The sequence below is a fragment of the Pseudomonas sp. P4_B3 genome, assembly GCF_056402295.1.
Map to the genome: position 1 here is coordinate 103272 of NZ_JBFUHR010000010.1, position 15658 is coordinate 118929.

Consider the following 15658-nt stretch of genomic DNA (forward strand, 5'->3'; position numbering starts at 1 on the left):
ATGCTTCTGCGGTTGCTGATCGGGCTGTTGTGTTGTCTGGCGGGTGTTGCTAACGCAGAACCCGCCGGATCGACACCCCACAAAGCCTACCTGAGTCTGATCATCGATGACCTGGGGCAGAACCTGCCCCGGGATCGCCGCGTGCTGGCCCTGCCCGGCCCGGTGACCACGGCAATCATGCCCGACACACCCCACGCCACCGAATTCGCCCGCGAAGCCCATCGCGCCGGCAAGATCGTCATTCTGCACATGCCTATGGATCCGGCCACCGGACCGTTCGCCTGGCATCCCGAGCTGCCCGTCGAGGAGCTGGAAAAACGCCTGAACGCCGCGTTCAAAATGGTCCCGTACACCAGCGGCATCAACAACCACATGGGCAGCCGCATGACCGCACAACCAGCGGCCATGGCGTGGTTGATGGCCGATTTGCAACGCCGGCATAAATTCTTCGTCGACAGCCGCACCAGCGCCCAGACCGTGGCCGCTGCCCAAGCGCAGAAGATCGGTCTGGCGAGTGTTTCGCGGGATGTGTTTCTGGACGATGAGCGCACTGAAGCAGTGATCTTCACTCAGCTACAGACGGCTATCAGCCTGGCACGCAAGCAAGGTTCGGCGGTGATGATCGGGCATCCGTATCCGCAGACCCTGGCGGTGCTGGAACGCGAATTACCCAAGCTCAAGGCTCAGGGGATCGAGTGGATTGATATTCGGCAGATGATCAGTGTGCGCGGCAATCGGGCGACGGCGGCGCATGGCAAGGATGGGGTGTACCGCTAAGTCTGTTACTGACCAAATCACTGTAGGAGCCGGCTTGCCGGCGAAGCGGTCTTGAATACTGCATTGCCTTTGCGGCCGCCATCGCTGGCAAGCCAGCTCCTACAGGGGGGGTGTGCAGTTAGAGATACTGCGCCATGATCTCATCCACCCGACCTTCCTTGCGCATCTGGTCCAGCGCCGCCTGGAGCTTGGCCACCGTCTCGTCCGGCACATTCTTGTTCAGTGCCAGGTACAGTTCGGCACTGTTGAAACGCAGTACGGTTTTCAACCCGTTAACCCCTTCCTGGCGCGCCAGATAGCGTCCGGCCGGGTCACCGGTGGCCCACAGGTCAATCTGGCCGTTGACCAGTTTTTTCGCGTTGTCCTGATCACGCAGCACAACGATCGGGTTGAGGCCTTGCTTGGCCAGGGTCTCGGCAATGGCGTCGCCCTTGTAGGCGCCGATCTTGTACTTGCGCGCGTCATTCAAGGTTTCGAGGGTGATCTTGCTGTCAGCCTTGGCCAGCATGATCCAGTCGTCCGGGCCAATCGGACCGACCCATTTGAACAGCTTCTCGCGATCCGGTAACCGCGCCATGACGAATACGCCGTAACCGGGTTTTTCCAGGGTGAGTTTGTAGATTCGCTCCCAAGGGAAACGTAGCGTCAGGCTGTAGGTAATGTCGGCGCGCTTGAAGATCTCGCGGACGATATCGGTGGCGATGCCATTGATGTTCTCGTCCTGAGCGAAGTTCTTGCCGTTCTTCGCCATGTTGTATGGCGGGAAGTTTTCCGTCAGCAACACCAGGTCGGTATCGGAATGGTCTGCAGCATGTGCCCCGTTAATGAGCAACAGAGAAGCGCTGGCGAGAACGAGTAGAAAGCGTTTAAGCATGTCTGGCTACCGAAATCCATGGCGTACCCAAGAGTGCCTTGGGCCCGCCATGATGTCCACTAGCCTGTATGTTTAGCGCATCACTATTCCGCGATGGGCCATATAGGCCTTGGCTTCCTGCACGGTGTATTCGCCGAAGTGGAAAATACTTGCCGCCAGTACCGCACTGGCGTGGCCTTCGATAATGCCGTCGGCCAGGTGCTGCAGGTTGCCGACACCGCCGGAGGCAATCACCGGAATGCCCAGCGCATCGCTGATGGCGCGGGTGACGCCCAGGTCGAAGCCGTTTTTCATGCCGTCCTGGTCCATGCTGGTCAGAAGGATCTCACCGGCACCCAGGCCTTCCATTTTCTTCGCCCACTCAACGGCGTCGAGACCGGTTGGCTTGCGACCGCCATGGGTGAAGATTTCCCAGCGCGGAGTTTCGCCCGGAGCGGAAACCTTCTTCGCATCGATGGCTACCACTATGCATTGCGAACCGAAATGCTGTGCGGCTTCGCCAACGAATTCCGGGTTGAATACCGCGGCGGTGTTGATCGAAACCTTGTCTGCGCCAGCATTGAGCAGGTTGCGGATGTCCTGCACGGTACGCACGCCACCGCCCACGGTCAGTGGGATGAACACCTGGCTGGCCATGCGTTCGACGGTGTGCAGCGTGGTGTCGCGGCCGTCGACGCTGGCGGTGATGTCGAGAAAGGTAATCTCGTCGGCGCCCTGCTCGTCGTAGCGACGAGCAATTTCCACCGGGTCACCGGCGTCGCGGATGTTTTCGAACTTCACACCCTTGACCACCCGGCCGTTGTCCACGTCCAGGCAAGGGATGATGCGTTTGGCCAGGGCCATGGTCGTTTCCTCAGCCTTTGTACGAATCGCAGAAAGCTTGCGCTTCAGCGACATCGAGGGTGCCTTCGTAGATCGCACGGCCGGTAATGGCGCCGATGATGCCTGGCGCTTTGGCGTCGAGCAGGGTCTTGATGTCACCCAGGTTGTGGATGCCGCCCGAAGCGATCACCGGGATCTTTGTTGCGGCAGCCAGTGCGGCGGTAAACGGTACGTTGCAGCCCTGCATCATGCCGTCTTTGGCAATGTCGGTATAAACGATGGCGGACACGCCGTCGGCTTCGAACTGCTTGGCCAGGTCGATCACCTGGATGGTGCTGATTTCAGCCCAACCGTCGGTAGCAACGAAACCGTCCTTGGCGTCCAGGCCGACGATCACCTTGCCCGGGAACGCGCGGCAGGCTTCTGCAACGAAGGCCGGATCTTTCACGGCCTTGGTGCCGATGATCACGTAGCTCACGCCGGCTTTCACGTAGTGCTCGATGGTTTCCAGGGAACGGATACCGCCGCCGATCTGGATCGGCAGGTTCGGGTAGCGCCTGGCAATGGCCGTCACCACTTCGCCGTTGACCGGCTGGCCTTCGAATGCGCCGTTCAGGTCGACCAGATGCAGACGGCGGCAACCGCCCTCCACCCACTTGGCAGCCATGCTCACCGGGTCATCGGAGAACACCGTGGAATCTTCCATGCGGCCCTGGCGCAGACGAACACAGGCACCGTCTTTAAGATCGATAGCGGGAATAATCAGCATCTGGCAAACCTTCAAATTTGAATGTTCAGCTTGGCTCGGAAATCAGTTTTTCTCGAGCGCCCACAGGTCGCTTTCGATGCTTTCGAACCTCTCTTTGAGGTGCGCCTGCACATCGAAAATCGCCCTGTTGTAATAATGCGGAGCAATTTCACGGGTAAACAGCTCAAGAATCTCAGCCGCCTCGAACGAGCCGAGGTCGAGTTCGAAGCGGTCTTCCATGAAACGCTTGATCTTGCGATTGGCCTCGCTCTCCTGCTCGGGAGTGAGGGTTAGAATCGGCGGCTTTTTCTTGATTGCCATTTACCAGCGACCGTCCCACGCAGCGAAGTTCTGCAGCAACTGCAGGCCATGGGTATGGCTTTTCTCCGGGTGGAACTGCACGGCGAAACGCGAACCTTCGGCCAGCGCTGCGGCGAAATCGACACCGTAGTGACCGCCTCCCACCACCTGCCGCGCGTTGGCGGCAGCGATGTAGTAGCTATGCACGAAGTAGAACCGCGCCAGGTCCGGAATGTCGTGCCACAGCGGGTGACTGACCTTCTGCTTCACTTCGTTCCAGCCCATGTGCGGGACTTTCAGGTGTTCGCCGTCTTCATGCAGGTCTTTGCCGAAGAACTTCACCGCCCCCGGAAACAGGCCGATGCAGTCGACGCCGTCGTTCTCTTCGCTGGTGTCGAGCAAGGCTTGCATGCCCACGCAGATGCCGAGGAACGGACGGTCCTGGCTGACTTCACGTACCAGCGAATCGAAGCCGAGGCGACGGATCTCCGCCATGCAGTCGCGAATCGCGCCAACGCCGGGGAAAACCACCCGGTCGGCTTCGCGAATCACGTTCGCATCGCTGGTGATCAGCACCTTGCCGGCACCGACGTGCTCGAGGGCCTTGGCCACCGAGTGCAGGTTGCCCATGCCGTAATCGATAACCGCGACTGTCTGCATTACAGGACGCCCTTGGTCGATGGCATTTGCCCGGCCATGCGGTCATCGAGCTCGACGGCCATGCGCAGGGCGCGGCCGAAAGCCTTGAACACGGTTTCGATCTGGTGGTGGGTGTTGGTGCCACGCAGGTTGTCGATGTGCAGGCTGACCAAAGCATGGTTGACGAAGCCCTGGAAGAATTCCTGGAACAGGTCAACGTCGAAGCCACCGACGGTGGCGCGGGTGTACGGAACATGCATCTGCAGGCCTGGACGGCCGGAGAAGTCGATCACCACGCGCGACAGCGCTTCATCGAGCGGCACGTAGGCGTGGCCGTAGCGACGGATGCCTTTTTTGTCGCCGATGGCTTTGGCAAACGCCTGGCCGAGGGTGATACCGACGTCTTCCACCGTATGGTGGTCATCGATATGCAGGTCGCCCTTGCTGACAATATCCAGGTCGATCAGCCCGTGACGGGCGATCTGGTCCAGCATGTGCTCAAGAAAAGGAACACCGATATCGAATCGGGCCTTTCCGGTGCCATCGAGGTTGATCGAGGCTTTGATCTGGGTTTCCAGAGTGTCGCGCTCGACAGACGCCTTACGTTCGGCCATCACCAGCTCCGCAAAATCATTGGGCGAAAAAGGCAGCCATTATAGGCGTGCGGGCGCCAAACAGAAACACGCGAGGTGATATCCCTGACGGAGTGAACGCCGCGTCGTCAGGATGTACATGTCCGCACAAGCAAAAGATCGCAGCCTTCGGCAGCTCCTACGGTCGGTGTAGGAGCTGCCGAAGGCTGCGATCTTTTCGCATTGAAACAAAATGTGCCTGACACAACCCCTGTCAGGCACAGAAGCTCTTAATGGAACAGCACTGCCGTCTTCTGCAAGGTCACCCAAACACCCCACGCCAACGGAATGCCCACCACCAGCCACGCCGCAACCGCCAGCGGCTTGGTGCCCGGCGCGGCTTTCCACTCCAGCACGGTGCTGCTGTCGGCACCTTTGTCATGGCCCAGCGCCTGTTCGGCGGCCAGTTCGGCGTCGGTCATGAAGTACTTGTCCGCCACCGGACGCACCAGCAGGTTGCACAGGAAACCCAGCACCAGCAGGCCGGCGAGGATGTACAGGGTGATGTCGTAAGCGGCGGCGCGCTCGACGCCGATGCTCAGCTGATACTCACGCAGGTAGTTCACCAGCACCGGACCCAACACGCCCGCCGCCGCCCATGCGGTCAACAGGCGACCGTGGATCGCACCGACCATTTGCGTACCGAACAGGTCCGCCAGATACGCCGGAACCGTCGCGAAACCACCGCCATACATCGACAGGATGATGCAGAACGCCGCCACGAACAGCGCGACGTTGCCCAGGTGGCCGAGGTTCGGAATCAGTGCGTACAGGGCAAAACCCAGGGCAAAGAACACGAAGTAGGTGTTTTTGCGGCCCAGGTAATCCGAGAACGAAGCCCAGAAGAAACGCCCGCCGATGTTGAACAGACTCAGCAAACCGGTGAAACCGGCAGCAATGGCGGCAATCGAAGCCAGTTGTGAAGCATCGAGTTGACCGAATGCCAGGTCATTGCCCAGCAACTTGCCACCGAACACTTCCTGCAACAGCGGCGATGCCATGCCGAGGATGCCGATACCGGCCGATACGTTCAGGCACAGCACCAACCACACCAGACGGAACTGCGGCGTCTTCCAGGCCACATTCACGTGAACATGACGATGAGTGATCATTGCGTTCGAGGCTTTTTTCGCCGGGGCAGTCCAGCCTTCAGGCTTCCAGCCGGTTGGTGGGACGCGGTAGGACAATGCGCCACCGATCATGAACACGAAGTAGATCGCGGCCATCACCAGGAAGCTCTGCCACACGCCGACGCTGGTTGGCGAAGCGAAATGCCCCATCAACGCCGCTGCCAGTGGAGCACCGACCATTGCGCCGCCGCCGAAGCCCATGATCGCCATGCCGGTCGCCATGCCGCGCTTGTCCGGGAACCATTTGATCAGGGTCGACACCGGCGAAATGTAGCCCAGGCCCAGGCCGATACCGCCAATGACCCCGGAGCCGATCCACATCAGCCAGATCTGGTGGGTGTATACCCCCAGCGCCGAAATCAGCAGGCCGCCACACCAGCACAGTGCCGATACGACACCGGCCTTGCGCGGTCCGGCGTGTTCCAGCCAGCCACCCCAGATGGCGGCCGAGCATCCCAGGAAGATGAAGAACAGGGTGTAGATCCAGCCGAGCATCGAGATCGGCCAGTCACACTGGGACGAAAAGACTTGTGCGATAAAACTCATGTCGGGTGCGCAGGCCACTGAAGCGGTGATGCCCAGCGCCTTGGACAGCGGCAACCAGAACACCGAAAAGCCGTAGGCCATGCCGATGCAAAGGTGGATGGCCAACGCGGCCGGTGGCACCAGCCAACGGTTGAAACCGGGCTTGGCGATGATCCGTTCCTTGGACAGGAACGCAGGCTGGTCGGCGCTGAAGCCGTCCGCCGTGATGCTCGTGGTCATTGTGTATCCCCAATTATCAGTAGGGTTCGCCAGCCACGGTTCACTCCCGGCCTTGATGCACGCAGGCATGACCGTTTTTTTTGGTGGAGCACCTTGTTGTGCGACAACAGGTCGCAGAAGGACGGACGAACGGGCAAAGGTTACCATCTGCAAGTGACAGAAAATCCAAACTGACATCACCTTTTGTACGTCATCTGATCTCCATCGTTTCATGACCTCACAGGAATCACCATGCCGATCATTGTCGAGCCGCTAAACCAAGCCACTGCCCAGGATCGGCAGGATCTGCAGAAGATCTACTGCGACGCCCCGGACTGGCTGTTCGCCCCTTTTTCAGGGGCCGCGCAGTTGATCGAAGACTGTTTGCGCGACGGCACACTGATCGCCGGACGCTTCAACGATCGCCTGCTGGGCGCGGCCCGCCTGCAAAGGCACCAAGACGCCTGGCACTTGTCCCAAATATGTGTGCGAAAAATTACCCGTCGCCGTGGTGTTGCCGAGCGACTGGTCGCCGAAGCCCAGAAAATGGCCGCGCAATCGGGCATGACCCTGCGCTTGCTCGCGCCTGCCGGGCATCTGGAGGCACAGGCACTGGCCGCCAAGCTGAAACTGCCGCTGGATGTATTGCCGGCGTGATCACTGACCGGTCGTCTGTTCGGGGGCGCTATACTCCTCGGCTAAATTTTGAATTCGACTAATTACAAGGACTCGCCCATGAAAGCGTTCGGCAAAATCCTGGGTCTGGTACTTCTGGGGCTGTTGCTGATCATTGTGGCGCTGGGCTTTGCCCTGACCCACCTCTTCGATCCCAACGACTACAAAGACGAGATTCGCCAGATTGCCCGCGACAAGGCCCACATCGAGCTGACGCTCAATGGCGATATCGGCTGGAGCCTGTTCCCGTGGCTGGGCCTGGAGCTGCACGACGCCAGTGTGGCGACCCTGATCAAGCCTGCCGAGCCGTTTGCCGACTTGCAGATGCTCGGACTGTCGGTGCGCGTACTGCCGCTGCTGCGCCGTGAAGTGCAGATGAGCGACGTGCGCGTCGAGGGCCTGAACCTGCGCCTGAACCGCGACAAGGACGGTCACGGCAATTGGCAAGACGTCGGCAAGCTGCCGGCACCGGCCAATACCGACGCGACCAGCACCCCGCCGGCCGCTGGCGAACCTGCGCCCGAAGCCAGCGTCGCGGCGGAAAAACCGCCGCAACCGATTCGCCTGGACATCGACAGCCTGACCGTGAACAACGCACGGGTTGAATACACCGACGAACGAACCGGCAAGAGCTTCAGCGCCGAAAGCATTCAGTTGAGCACCGGTGCGGTTCACGACTCCGTCAACATTCCGCTCAAGCTCACGGCTTTCCTGTCAGCCAACCAGCCGGCATTGCGTGTGCGTACCGAGCTCAATGGTGAGGTGCGCATCGCACGCGCACTGCAGCGCTATCAACTCGAAGACATGAAGTTGTCCGGTGAAGTGACCGGCGACCCATTGCAGGGCAAGACCATGACGTTCTCCGCCCAGGGCCAGCTGGTGCTGGACAAGGCCGCCAACGTTGCCGAATGGACTGGTATCAAGATCTCCGCCAACCAACTGCGGGCACTGGGTGAACTGAAGGTCAACGACCTCGACAAGACCCCACAAGTCAGCGGCGGCATCTCGATTGCCCAGTTCGACCTGGCGAAATTCGTCGACAGTATCGGCCAGAAGCTCCCGGCCATGGCCGAAGGCAGCCTGAGCAAAGTCGAGCTGGTCAGCCGATTGGCAGCGACACCGACCAGCCTGGCGCTCGACGACCTCAACCTGAAAGTCGACGACAGCACCTTCAGCGGCCGTATCGCCGTCGAAGACTTCGCCAAGCAATCGTTGCGCGCAGCACTCAAGGCCGACACCTTCAACGTCGACCGTTACCTGCCACCGAAATCCGCCGAGGCCAATAGCGCGACACAAGTGCGTCAAGCCGAAGTCGCCAGCACCGAAGCCAATGCCATGGCCGGCGCGGGCAGCACTCCATTGCCACCCGCGCCGACCAAGGACGCGTGGAGCAACGAACGCCTGTTGCCCGTGGAACGCTTGAGCAAGCTCGATGTGGACGCCGACCTGACCTTCGGCCAGTTGACCCTGCAAAAACTGCCGATCAATAACGCTGCGCTCAAGGCCACCGGCCAGGGCGGCCTGCTGACACTGGCCAACCTGCGCGGCGACCTGTACGAGGGCAACTTCGAAACCACCGGCACGCTCGATGTACGCCAGCCAGTGCCGGCGCTGAACCTGCAGACGAAAATCAGCCGGGTACCGGCAGAAAAAATCCTCGAAAGCCAGGGCAAGAACCCGCCGGTCAAAGGCCTGGTCACGCTCAACAGCAGCCTGACCGGCAGCGGCAACAGCCAGAAAGCGTTGATCGAAACCCTCAACGGCAACGCCAGTTTCGTCATCAACAATGGCGTGCTGCTCAACGCCAACCTTGAGCAACAGCTGTGCAAAGGCATTGCCACGCTCAACCGCAAATCCCTCAGCGGCGAGCCGCGGGGCAAGGACACACCGTTCCAGGAGCTCAAGGGCAACCTGACCTTGCGTAACGGCGTGGCCAGCAACCCCGACCTGAAAGTGCGCATCCCGGGCATGACCGTCAACGGTGACGGTGACATCGATCTGCGAGTGCTGGGCATGGACTACCGCGTCGGCATCATCGTCGAAGGCGATACCAGCGCCATGCCGGACCCGGCCTGTCAGGTCGGCGACAAGTTTGTCGGCATCGAGTGGCCACTGCGCTGCCGCGGCCCGCTGGAGCTGGGCGCCAAGGCTTGCCGTTTGGATAACGACCGCATGAGCCAGGTCGCGGCCAAACTGGCTGGCGACAGGATCAGCGAAAAAATCGACGAGAAATGGGGCGACAAGGTCAACCCGAAACTCAAAGACGCGCTCAAGGAGCTGTTCAAGCGATGAGAGCCGAGCAGTTTTCAACGGCGGTGCTGGACTGGTTCGACCGCCACGGCCGTCACGATTTGCCCTGGCAGCAGGACATCAACCCGTATCGGGTATGGGTCTCGGAAATCATGTTGCAGCAGACCCAGGTCAGCACCGTGCTGAACTACTTCGACCGTTTCATGGCCTCGTTGCCAACGGTCGAAGCCCTGGCGGCGGCACCGGAAGACGAAGTGCTGCACCTGTGGACGGGCCTGGGTTACTACACCCGCGCGCGCAATTTGCAGAAGACCGCGAAGATCGTCGTCGAGCAGTTCGGCGGCGAATTTCCCCGGGATGTGGAAAAACTCACGGATCTGCCGGGGATCGGCCTGTCCACCGCTGGCGCCATTGCCAGCATCAGCATGGGCCTGCGCGCGCCGATCCTCGACGGCAACGTCAAACGCGTGCTGGCGCGATTTACCGCACAAGAGGGCTACCCCGGCGAGCCGAAGGTCGCCAAACAGCTCTGGGCCAACGCTGAGCGCTTTACGCCGCAGACCCGCGTCAACGCCTACACCCAGGCAATGATGGACCTGGGTGCCACGCTCTGCACCCGCAGCAAACCGAGCTGCCTGCTGTGCCCGCTGGAAAAGGGCTGTGAGGCGCACATGCTCGGCCTGGAAACCCGCTACCCGATCCCCAAGCCGCGCAAAGCCATCCCGCAGAAACGCACATTGATGCCGATGCTCGCCAACGGCGAGGGCGCGATCCTGCTTTACCGTCGCCCGTCCACGGGCCTCTGGGGCGGTCTGTGGAGCCTGCCGGAACTCGACGGCCTCGACGACCTGCCGCATCTGGCATCGCAGCACTCGCTGGAACTGGGCACCCAACAGGCATTGCCGAGCCTGGTGCACACCTTCAGCCATTTTCAGTTATCCATCGAACCCTGGCTGGTTCAGGTCCAGGAGTCCGGCCATCACGTGGCCGAGGCTGACTGGCTCTGGTATAACCTCGCCACCCCGCCGCGCCTGGGCCTTGCCGCCCCGGTCAAAACCTTGCTCGAACGCGCGGCCGCCGTATTGAACGCAGGAGAGTCGTCATGACCCGCACCATCATGTGCCGCAAGTACAAAGAAGAATTGCCAGGCCTGGAACGCGCTCCGTTCCCGGGCGCCAAAGGCCAGGACATTTTTGACCACGTCTCGCAAAAGGCCTGGGCCGACTGGCAGAAACACCAGACCCTGCTGATCAACGAAAAACGCCTGAACATGATGAACGCCGAAGACCGCAAATATCTTCAGGGCGAGATGGACAAGTACTTCTCCGGTGAGGATTACGCCAAGGCCGAAGGCTACGTGCCGCCGTCGGAATAACCCCGATTTATCGGGGGTCGGAACGTAAGCGACGGTAATAATTAAATTTTTTTTGAAAACTTGCTTGACGACCCCCTGAAAAACCCGTTTAATGCGCCCCGTTGCCCAGATAGCTCAGTCGGTAGAGCAGGGGATTGAAAATCCCCGTGTCGGCGGTTCGATTCCGTCTCTGGGCACCAAATACCGAAAACCCTGAATCGCAAGATTCAGGGTTTTTTTATGCCTGCGATTTGACGAAGCACTGCTCCAGTCACCATCGAAGCGACAATTCCCACCTCCTCTCGCCACGCCAGCAAGTGCCCGTAATGGCTGCCGGGGCTGAGTCCACAAAAAATTTCAGACATTGGAAATCGGCCCTTCCTGGCAGTCTCTTGGTTTGTCGGAGCGTTCCGTATGCTTTAACGGAATTGGATGACATACGCTGATCGTCGGTTTGCACAGAATGGGCATTTTTGGCCTGTCGAAATTTTCGTCTCCTATCGTTATTTCAGAAGACCCGTTGAGGCTGCAGGGCTGACGTTTGCCACACGCCCTGACTGTTGAGTGGCCAGTCACACGGATGACTTGCCAATAATTGTAAAAGAGGGATTGGGATGTCTTGGGATGTAATTAGCCTATTGGCGCTCGTGGCGTTCTGCGCCGGTTTTTTTGATGCCATTGCAGGTGGGGGCGGGCTGATAACATTGCCTGCACTTTTTCTGGCTGGGATGGACCCCATCAGTGCGATTGCCACGAACAAGTTCCAGGCCGCTTCGGCAACTGTTTCGGCAACTGTAACCTTTGCTCGCAAAGGAATGATCGAGTGGCGCGAAGGCCGTTTCCTGGTTGTCTGCGGGTTTATTGGCGGCGCCAGTGGTGCCTTGCTGGTCAGCTCTATTGATAAGCGCTATCTGGAAGTTTGCGTACCTATCATGCTGATCCTGGTAGCCATCTATTTTGCGCTCTCTCCAAAGCTGGCCAATGAAGATCGACGCAAGAGAATCGGCATTCTGCTTTTTTCGTTTAGCGTTGCGCCGATTCTTGGCTTCTACGACGGTATATTTGGCCCTGGTGTGGGCTCTTTCTTTATCGTCGGATTCGTACTGCTCTGCGGCTTGGGCATGATGCGGGCCATGAGCTTTACCAAACTTGCCAACGCCTCATGCAATCTCGGCTCTCTGTCGGTCTTTATCACCAAAGGTGTGATTATCTGGCCGGTAGCCATTGCCATGGCTTTGGCAGCCTTCGTCGGCGCTCAATTGGGTGCACGGGCCGCTGTCCGGGTCGGACCACGGTTGATCAAACCCATGTTGATCGTGGTCTGCTGCGCCTTGGCCATCAAGCTGCTGAGCGTAGAAACCAACCCTTTACGCGTTGCACTCATCCAAGCGTACGCGGGTGTTAATAACGAAAAACCCTGAGTCGCAGGACCCAGGGTTTAGAGCTCTCGTTAACTCGCATCATTCCAGTGGAAAACCAGGTTACGGGCTGCACCACTGCCAACATCGACAACGTCCTGCCGTGTTTCGCCGTTGCGCGTCGCAATGACCGTGTATTTACCGGCAGGCAGATTCACGTAAACCAGCGGACCGGCGTCATTGAGCGTCAGCACGGTCTGCCCCGGGGCTTTCTGAATAACTACCTTCACGTCAGGAATGTATTTATTTTCCGTCCCGACAGAGAACGTCATGTGCAGGTTATAGCCGGTGGTCTGCTGGATGGCCTTGGACTCATCCTCGCCGATACCGCCGGACAGGTAGGCGATGCCGTTTTGCTCATGGCTTTGCACCTGCACCCCCGAGCTGTCGATGGGCTCAAGGCTGGCGGCAAGTGACATCGCTGGAAACATCAGTACGCCTACAGCGGTGAGGGGCAACAGGAGTGTATGGAGGTATTTCATGATGACGACTCCCGGGCTCTGCAGAACCCAATCTTTACATCCATTGGATTTCCAACCGGAGGGAGGGGTTCAGATTGATTTGGCCTGAGTACGAAACGTACTACGCCATTTGTTCCGCAGCCCTCACCTGCCCTCCGACACGTCCTGCCAGCGAACCCGGCATTTCCTGCCTGTGTTTCAGTAACTCCCGGCATCTTCGAAGGGTGCTCACTTGTCATTCTCTTTCGCTGTTCAACCTGCTGCGGAAGACTTCATGACGGCCCTCACACCCAACGACACTCACGACCCACATCTCGCATCACTGCTTGGCAGCCTTGGCAAATTGATCCATCAGGCACGTCAGAAGGCACTTCGGGCGGTCGATACCGTTCAAGTGCAAACCTGTTGGCAGATCGGGCGACATATTGTCGAGTTCGAGCAGGAAGGGGCTCGGCGTGCGAGATATGGCAAAGAGTTACTGTCGACCTTGGCCAAAGTGCTAACTGCGGAATTCGGAAAGGGATTTGACGCTTCCAACCTTCGGTATATGCGTCTGTTCTATCAAGCCTTTCCAATTCGTGACGCACTGCGTCACGAATTGAGCTGGACCCACTACCGCCGCTTGCTTCGGGTCGACAACGACAGCGCGCGCCTCTGGTACATGAACGAATCAGTCACCCAAAACTGGTCAAGCCGAGCGCTGGAGCGCCAGATCAATACGCTGTACTACGAACGCCTGCTGGCGAGCCGCGATCGCGGCAGTCTCAAGCAGGAGGCCGCCACCCACATTCAGAACATGAAGGCCAGCCCTCGGGATTTCATCCGTGATCCGGTGGTACTGGAGTTTCTTGGTTTACCCAATGCCGGCAAGCTTCAGGAAAGCAAGATCGAACAAGCGCTGATCGAACAATTGCAGGGCTTCTTGCTGGAACCGGGAAAGGGCTTCGCATTCATTGCCCGCCAGCAACGCATCAGTACCGACAGCAAAGACTTCTACATCGATCTTGTGTTCTACAACTACTTGCTCAAGTGCTTCGTCATCTTCGATATCAAGCGCGGTGAACTGACCCATCAGGATCTGGGGCAGATGGACATGTACTTGAGCATGTACGACGACCTCAAACGTGGCGCGCAAGACAGTCCCACCGTCGGCATCATTCTCTGCGCGCAAAAGGATGAATCCGTGGTGCGTTACTCAGTGCTGGAAGGCAACGAGCAACTGCTCGCCAGCAAGTACAAGCTTGTCCTGCCGAGTGAAGAGGAACTGCGTAACGAACTGGATCGGCAATGGGCGGCACTTGAAGAACGACTGCTCGATCAACAACCGCGTTGAGGCGAACGGATTGTTCATCAACGGCATCAAGACTATCGTTGGCAGCTACCCGCAAAGGACTGATGCCGATGAATTTGCAGGACACGCCTCCACCGGCCCCCACTCAAATCGAGTTGCCGCTGCCGATTACCACGCCCGGCAAACCATTCAAGGAAACCGCCTCGGACGGTTTCATCCTCGGTGGCTTCACCTGGCGACACCCCTCTCGGGACGCCGCTCGTCCGGTCGTGATCATCAATGCCGCCACCTCGGTCCGTTGTCGCCACTACTCGCGTTTTGCCGACTACCTGTTCGCCCACGGCTTCGATGTCATCACCTATGACTACCGCGGCATCGGCGAGTCGCGGCCGGCATCGCTCAAGGGGCTTCAAGCCTCGTGGAGCGATTGGGGAGCGCTGGATTTCGAGGCGATGCTCGAGCGCGCACAGCGTGAGTTCCCAAGGCAGCCTATCGATGTGGTCGGCCACAGCTTTGGCGGCTGTGCAGCGGGGCTGGGGGCGTCCGGGCACCTGATCCGGCGCCTGGTGACGGTCGGTGCGCAATTCGCTTACTGGCGCGACTATGCACCTGCCCATCGCTGGCGCATGTTCGCCAAGTGGCATGTGCTGATGCCACTGGTAACGATGATCTACGGCTACTTTCCGGGCAAACGCCTCGGATGGCTGGAAGACACACCCGCCGGCGTGGTCCGTGACTGGAGCTTCTCCACTGCCCGTTTCGAGAAACGCTCCAGCGCCCGCACAATCAGCAAAACCGCCGGGCAGCTGCCCTTTGCCGGTGTCACCGCGCAAACCCTGGCCATCAGCATCAGCGACGATCCCTACGGCACAATTCCGGCCATCGAACGCCTGCTCGGCTACTTCACCGGCAGCACAAACTCTCACCTGCGTATCCATCCCGAAGACATCGGCGAAGAAGAAGTCGGACATTTCGCCTTTTTTCGCAGCGCATACCAAGCCACACTATGGCCCATTGCATTGGCCTGGCTGCAAAACGGCGAACTGGCCCCCGATACCCCCGGGCGGCGAGTACCGCGCAGCTAAGTCAATTGCCCTTTCAACGAATACGGAACGACGCCCATGGCCTCCGCCAACAAGCAGCAAAAACGCGCCTCCCGCGCCAAGGCCAAGGCCAAGCAGAACCGCACCCAGCGGGCTGCCGCGCCGGTGGAACTGGACCCGAACGATGATCGCATCGACTTCGAATCGGTGGACCTGACCGACATGTTCAAGGAGATGATCGACGCACAAAAGATCAGCCAGCAGGCCATGTGCGCGGCCTTTCTGGAACATCCGCTTATCGCACTGGTACTGGAGCAGGAAGGTGAGGAAACAGCGACAGACTTCATCCTCGCTGCTCTGATCGAATATCGCCAATGGTCGACCGAAACCGACGAAGCCAGCGCCCTGGCGTGGATCGAATCACCGGCCTTCCAGGCTGACTACGTGGCGGCGTCCGACGCCATTGCCGCGCAAACCCAACAGAAACCGAACTGAGTTCC

General features: G+C 59.4%; 17 protein-coding genes and 1 tRNA gene. 10 read left to right on the top strand and 8 right to left on the bottom strand.

Annotated elements, in window-relative coordinates; genetic code table 11:
• Positions 1 to 777 carry a divergent polysaccharide deacetylase family protein gene (locus AC1DWG_RS13470; protein WP_477763797.1) on the top strand — a complete coding sequence of 259 codons (777 nt, stop codon included), beginning with the start codon at positions 1 to 3 and terminating at the stop codon, positions 775 to 777.
• Positions 778 to 895: 118 nt separating this feature from the next.
• Here AC1DWG_RS13470 and AC1DWG_RS13475 read toward each other — a convergent pair whose 3' ends face one another.
• The 7 genes from AC1DWG_RS13475 to AC1DWG_RS13505 form a co-directional block, all read right to left on the bottom strand.
• The gene (locus AC1DWG_RS13475) at positions 896 to 1651 is read right to left on the bottom strand and encodes a substrate-binding periplasmic protein (protein WP_477763796.1); all 756 of its coding nucleotides are present in this window, start codon (positions 1649 to 1651) and stop codon (positions 896 to 898) included.
• Positions 1652 to 1723: 72 nt separating this feature from the next.
• Positions 1724 to 2494 (bottom strand): imidazole glycerol phosphate synthase subunit HisF, encoded by a 771-nt coding sequence (gene hisF / locus AC1DWG_RS13480; RefSeq protein WP_110659523.1) that lies wholly within the window; start codon positions 2492 to 2494, stop codon positions 1724 to 1726.
• A gap of 10 nt (positions 2495 to 2504) precedes the next feature.
• Positions 2505 to 3242, bottom strand: coding sequence for a 1-(5-phosphoribosyl)-5-[(5-phosphoribosylamino)methylideneamino]imidazole-4-carboxamide isomerase (gene hisA, locus AC1DWG_RS13485; RefSeq protein ID WP_020795736.1), 738 nt, complete (start codon positions 3240 to 3242; stop codon positions 2505 to 2507).
• A 42-nt stretch (positions 3243 to 3284) separates the two neighbouring features.
• The gene (locus tag AC1DWG_RS13490; protein ID WP_093227621.1) at positions 3285 to 3542 is read right to left on the bottom strand and encodes a DUF2164 domain-containing protein; all 258 of its coding nucleotides are present in this window, start codon (positions 3540 to 3542) and stop codon (positions 3285 to 3287) included.
• Positions 3543 to 4181 (bottom strand): imidazole glycerol phosphate synthase subunit HisH, encoded by a 639-nt coding sequence (gene hisH / locus AC1DWG_RS13495; protein ID WP_057712412.1) that lies wholly within the window; start codon positions 4179 to 4181, stop codon positions 3543 to 3545.
• A complete protein-coding gene (gene hisB / locus AC1DWG_RS13500; protein WP_003218037.1) occupies positions 4181 to 4774 on the bottom strand; it encodes an imidazoleglycerol-phosphate dehydratase HisB in 594 nt (197 codons plus the stop codon). Before hisB ends, hisH begins: the two co-directional genes overlap by 1 nt.
• Before the next feature lie 248 nt (positions 4775 to 5022).
• Positions 5023 to 6687: an OFA family MFS transporter gene (locus AC1DWG_RS13505; protein ID WP_477787886.1), complete on the bottom strand. Its 1665-nt coding sequence runs from the start codon at positions 6685 to 6687 to the stop codon at positions 5023 to 5025.
• Between the two features lie 231 nt (positions 6688 to 6918).
• Here AC1DWG_RS13505 and panM point away from each other — a divergent pair, with 231 nt between their 5' ends.
• From panM to AC1DWG_RS13535, 6 genes are all read left to right on the top strand, one after another.
• The gene (panM, locus tag AC1DWG_RS13510) at positions 6919 to 7323 is read left to right on the top strand and encodes an aspartate 1-decarboxylase autocleavage activator PanM (protein ID WP_008002903.1); all 405 of its coding nucleotides are present in this window, start codon (positions 6919 to 6921) and stop codon (positions 7321 to 7323) included.
• A gap of 78 nt (positions 7324 to 7401) precedes the next feature.
• Complete coding sequence (locus AC1DWG_RS13515; RefSeq protein ID WP_477763795.1) at positions 7402 to 9633, top strand: AsmA family protein; 2232 nt, start codon at positions 7402 to 7404, stop codon at positions 9631 to 9633.
• The gene (gene mutY, locus AC1DWG_RS13520; protein WP_477787887.1) at positions 9630 to 10697 is read left to right on the top strand and encodes an A/G-specific adenine glycosylase; all 1068 of its coding nucleotides are present in this window, start codon (positions 9630 to 9632) and stop codon (positions 10695 to 10697) included. Before AC1DWG_RS13515 ends, mutY begins: the two co-directional genes overlap by 4 nt.
• A complete protein-coding gene (locus AC1DWG_RS13525; protein ID WP_007989188.1) occupies positions 10694 to 10966 on the top strand; it encodes an oxidative damage protection protein in 273 nt (90 codons plus the stop codon). The genes mutY and AC1DWG_RS13525 overlap by 4 nt, the downstream gene beginning before the upstream one ends.
• Positions 10967 to 11069: 103 nt before the next feature.
• Positions 11070 to 11145: transfer RNA gene (locus AC1DWG_RS13530), tRNA-Phe, on the top strand.
• 414 nt (positions 11146 to 11559) lie between these two features.
• Positions 11560 to 12366 (top strand): TSUP family transporter, encoded by an 807-nt coding sequence (locus tag AC1DWG_RS13535; RefSeq protein ID WP_477752651.1) that lies wholly within the window; start codon positions 11560 to 11562, stop codon positions 12364 to 12366.
• 29 nt (positions 12367 to 12395) lie between these two features.
• Here the strand turns inward: AC1DWG_RS13535 and AC1DWG_RS13540 are convergent, their stop codons facing one another.
• Entirely contained in the window at positions 12396 to 12845 is a 450-nt protein-coding gene (locus AC1DWG_RS13540; RefSeq protein WP_477763792.1) for a carboxypeptidase regulatory-like domain-containing protein, read from the bottom strand.
• A 253-nt stretch (positions 12846 to 13098) separates the two neighbouring features.
• On the opposite strand from AC1DWG_RS13540, the gene AC1DWG_RS13545 reads away from it, so the two are divergent.
• From AC1DWG_RS13545 to AC1DWG_RS13555, 3 genes are all read left to right on the top strand, one after another.
• On the top strand, positions 13099 to 14157 hold the full coding sequence (locus tag AC1DWG_RS13545; protein WP_477787888.1) for a PDDEXK nuclease domain-containing protein: 1059 nt from the start codon (positions 13099 to 13101) through the stop codon (positions 14155 to 14157).
• 68 nt (positions 14158 to 14225) lie between these two features.
• Positions 14226 to 15200 carry an alpha/beta hydrolase family protein gene (locus AC1DWG_RS13550; protein WP_477787889.1) on the top strand — a complete coding sequence of 325 codons (975 nt, stop codon included), beginning with the start codon at positions 14226 to 14228 and terminating at the stop codon, positions 15198 to 15200.
• 36 nt (positions 15201 to 15236) lie between these two features.
• Positions 15237 to 15653 carry a hypothetical protein gene (locus AC1DWG_RS13555; RefSeq protein ID WP_477752655.1) on the top strand — a complete coding sequence of 139 codons (417 nt, stop codon included), beginning with the start codon at positions 15237 to 15239 and terminating at the stop codon, positions 15651 to 15653.
• Positions 15654 to 15658: the final 5 nt, after the last annotated feature.

Coding starts and splice junctions, on each gene's coding strand:
- AC1DWG_RS13475 (WP_477763796.1), bottom strand. CDS start 1,651: ATGCTTAAACGCTTTCTACTCGTTCTCGCCAGCGCTTCTCTGTTGCTC.
- AC1DWG_RS13505 (WP_477787886.1), bottom strand. CDS start 6,687: ATGACCACGAGCATCACGGCGGACGGCTTCAGCGCCGACCAGCCTGCG.
- hisF (WP_110659523.1), bottom strand. CDS start 2,494: ATGGCCCTGGCCAAACGCATCATCCCTTGCCTGGACGTGGACAACGGC.
- AC1DWG_RS13550 (WP_477787889.1), top strand. CDS start 14,226: ATGAATTTGCAGGACACGCCTCCACCGGCCCCCACTCAAATCGAGTTG.
- hisB (WP_003218037.1), bottom strand. CDS start 4,774: ATGGCCGAACGTAAGGCGTCTGTCGAGCGCGACACTCTGGAAACCCAG.
- AC1DWG_RS13470 (WP_477763797.1), top strand. CDS start 1: ATGCTTCTGCGGTTGCTGATCGGGCTGTTGTGTTGTCTGGCGGGTGTT.
- panM (WP_008002903.1), top strand. CDS start 6,919: ATGCCGATCATTGTCGAGCCGCTAAACCAAGCCACTGCCCAGGATCGG.
- AC1DWG_RS13490 (WP_093227621.1), bottom strand. CDS start 3,542: ATGGCAATCAAGAAAAAGCCGCCGATTCTAACCCTCACTCCCGAGCAG.
- AC1DWG_RS13540 (WP_477763792.1), bottom strand. CDS start 12,845: ATGAAATACCTCCATACACTCCTGTTGCCCCTCACCGCTGTAGGCGTA.
- AC1DWG_RS13515 (WP_477763795.1), top strand. CDS start 7,402: ATGAAAGCGTTCGGCAAAATCCTGGGTCTGGTACTTCTGGGGCTGTTG.
- hisH (WP_057712412.1), bottom strand. CDS start 4,181: ATGCAGACAGTCGCGGTTATCGATTACGGCATGGGCAACCTGCACTCG.
- AC1DWG_RS13525 (WP_007989188.1), top strand. CDS start 10,694: ATGACCCGCACCATCATGTGCCGCAAGTACAAAGAAGAATTGCCAGGC.
- AC1DWG_RS13545 (WP_477787888.1), top strand. CDS start 13,099: ATGACGGCCCTCACACCCAACGACACTCACGACCCACATCTCGCATCA.
- AC1DWG_RS13535 (WP_477752651.1), top strand. CDS start 11,560: ATGTCTTGGGATGTAATTAGCCTATTGGCGCTCGTGGCGTTCTGCGCC.
- mutY (WP_477787887.1), top strand. CDS start 9,630: ATGAGAGCCGAGCAGTTTTCAACGGCGGTGCTGGACTGGTTCGACCGC.
- hisA (WP_020795736.1), bottom strand. CDS start 3,242: ATGCTGATTATTCCCGCTATCGATCTTAAAGACGGTGCCTGTGTTCGT.
- AC1DWG_RS13555 (WP_477752655.1), top strand. CDS start 15,237: ATGGCCTCCGCCAACAAGCAGCAAAAACGCGCCTCCCGCGCCAAGGCC.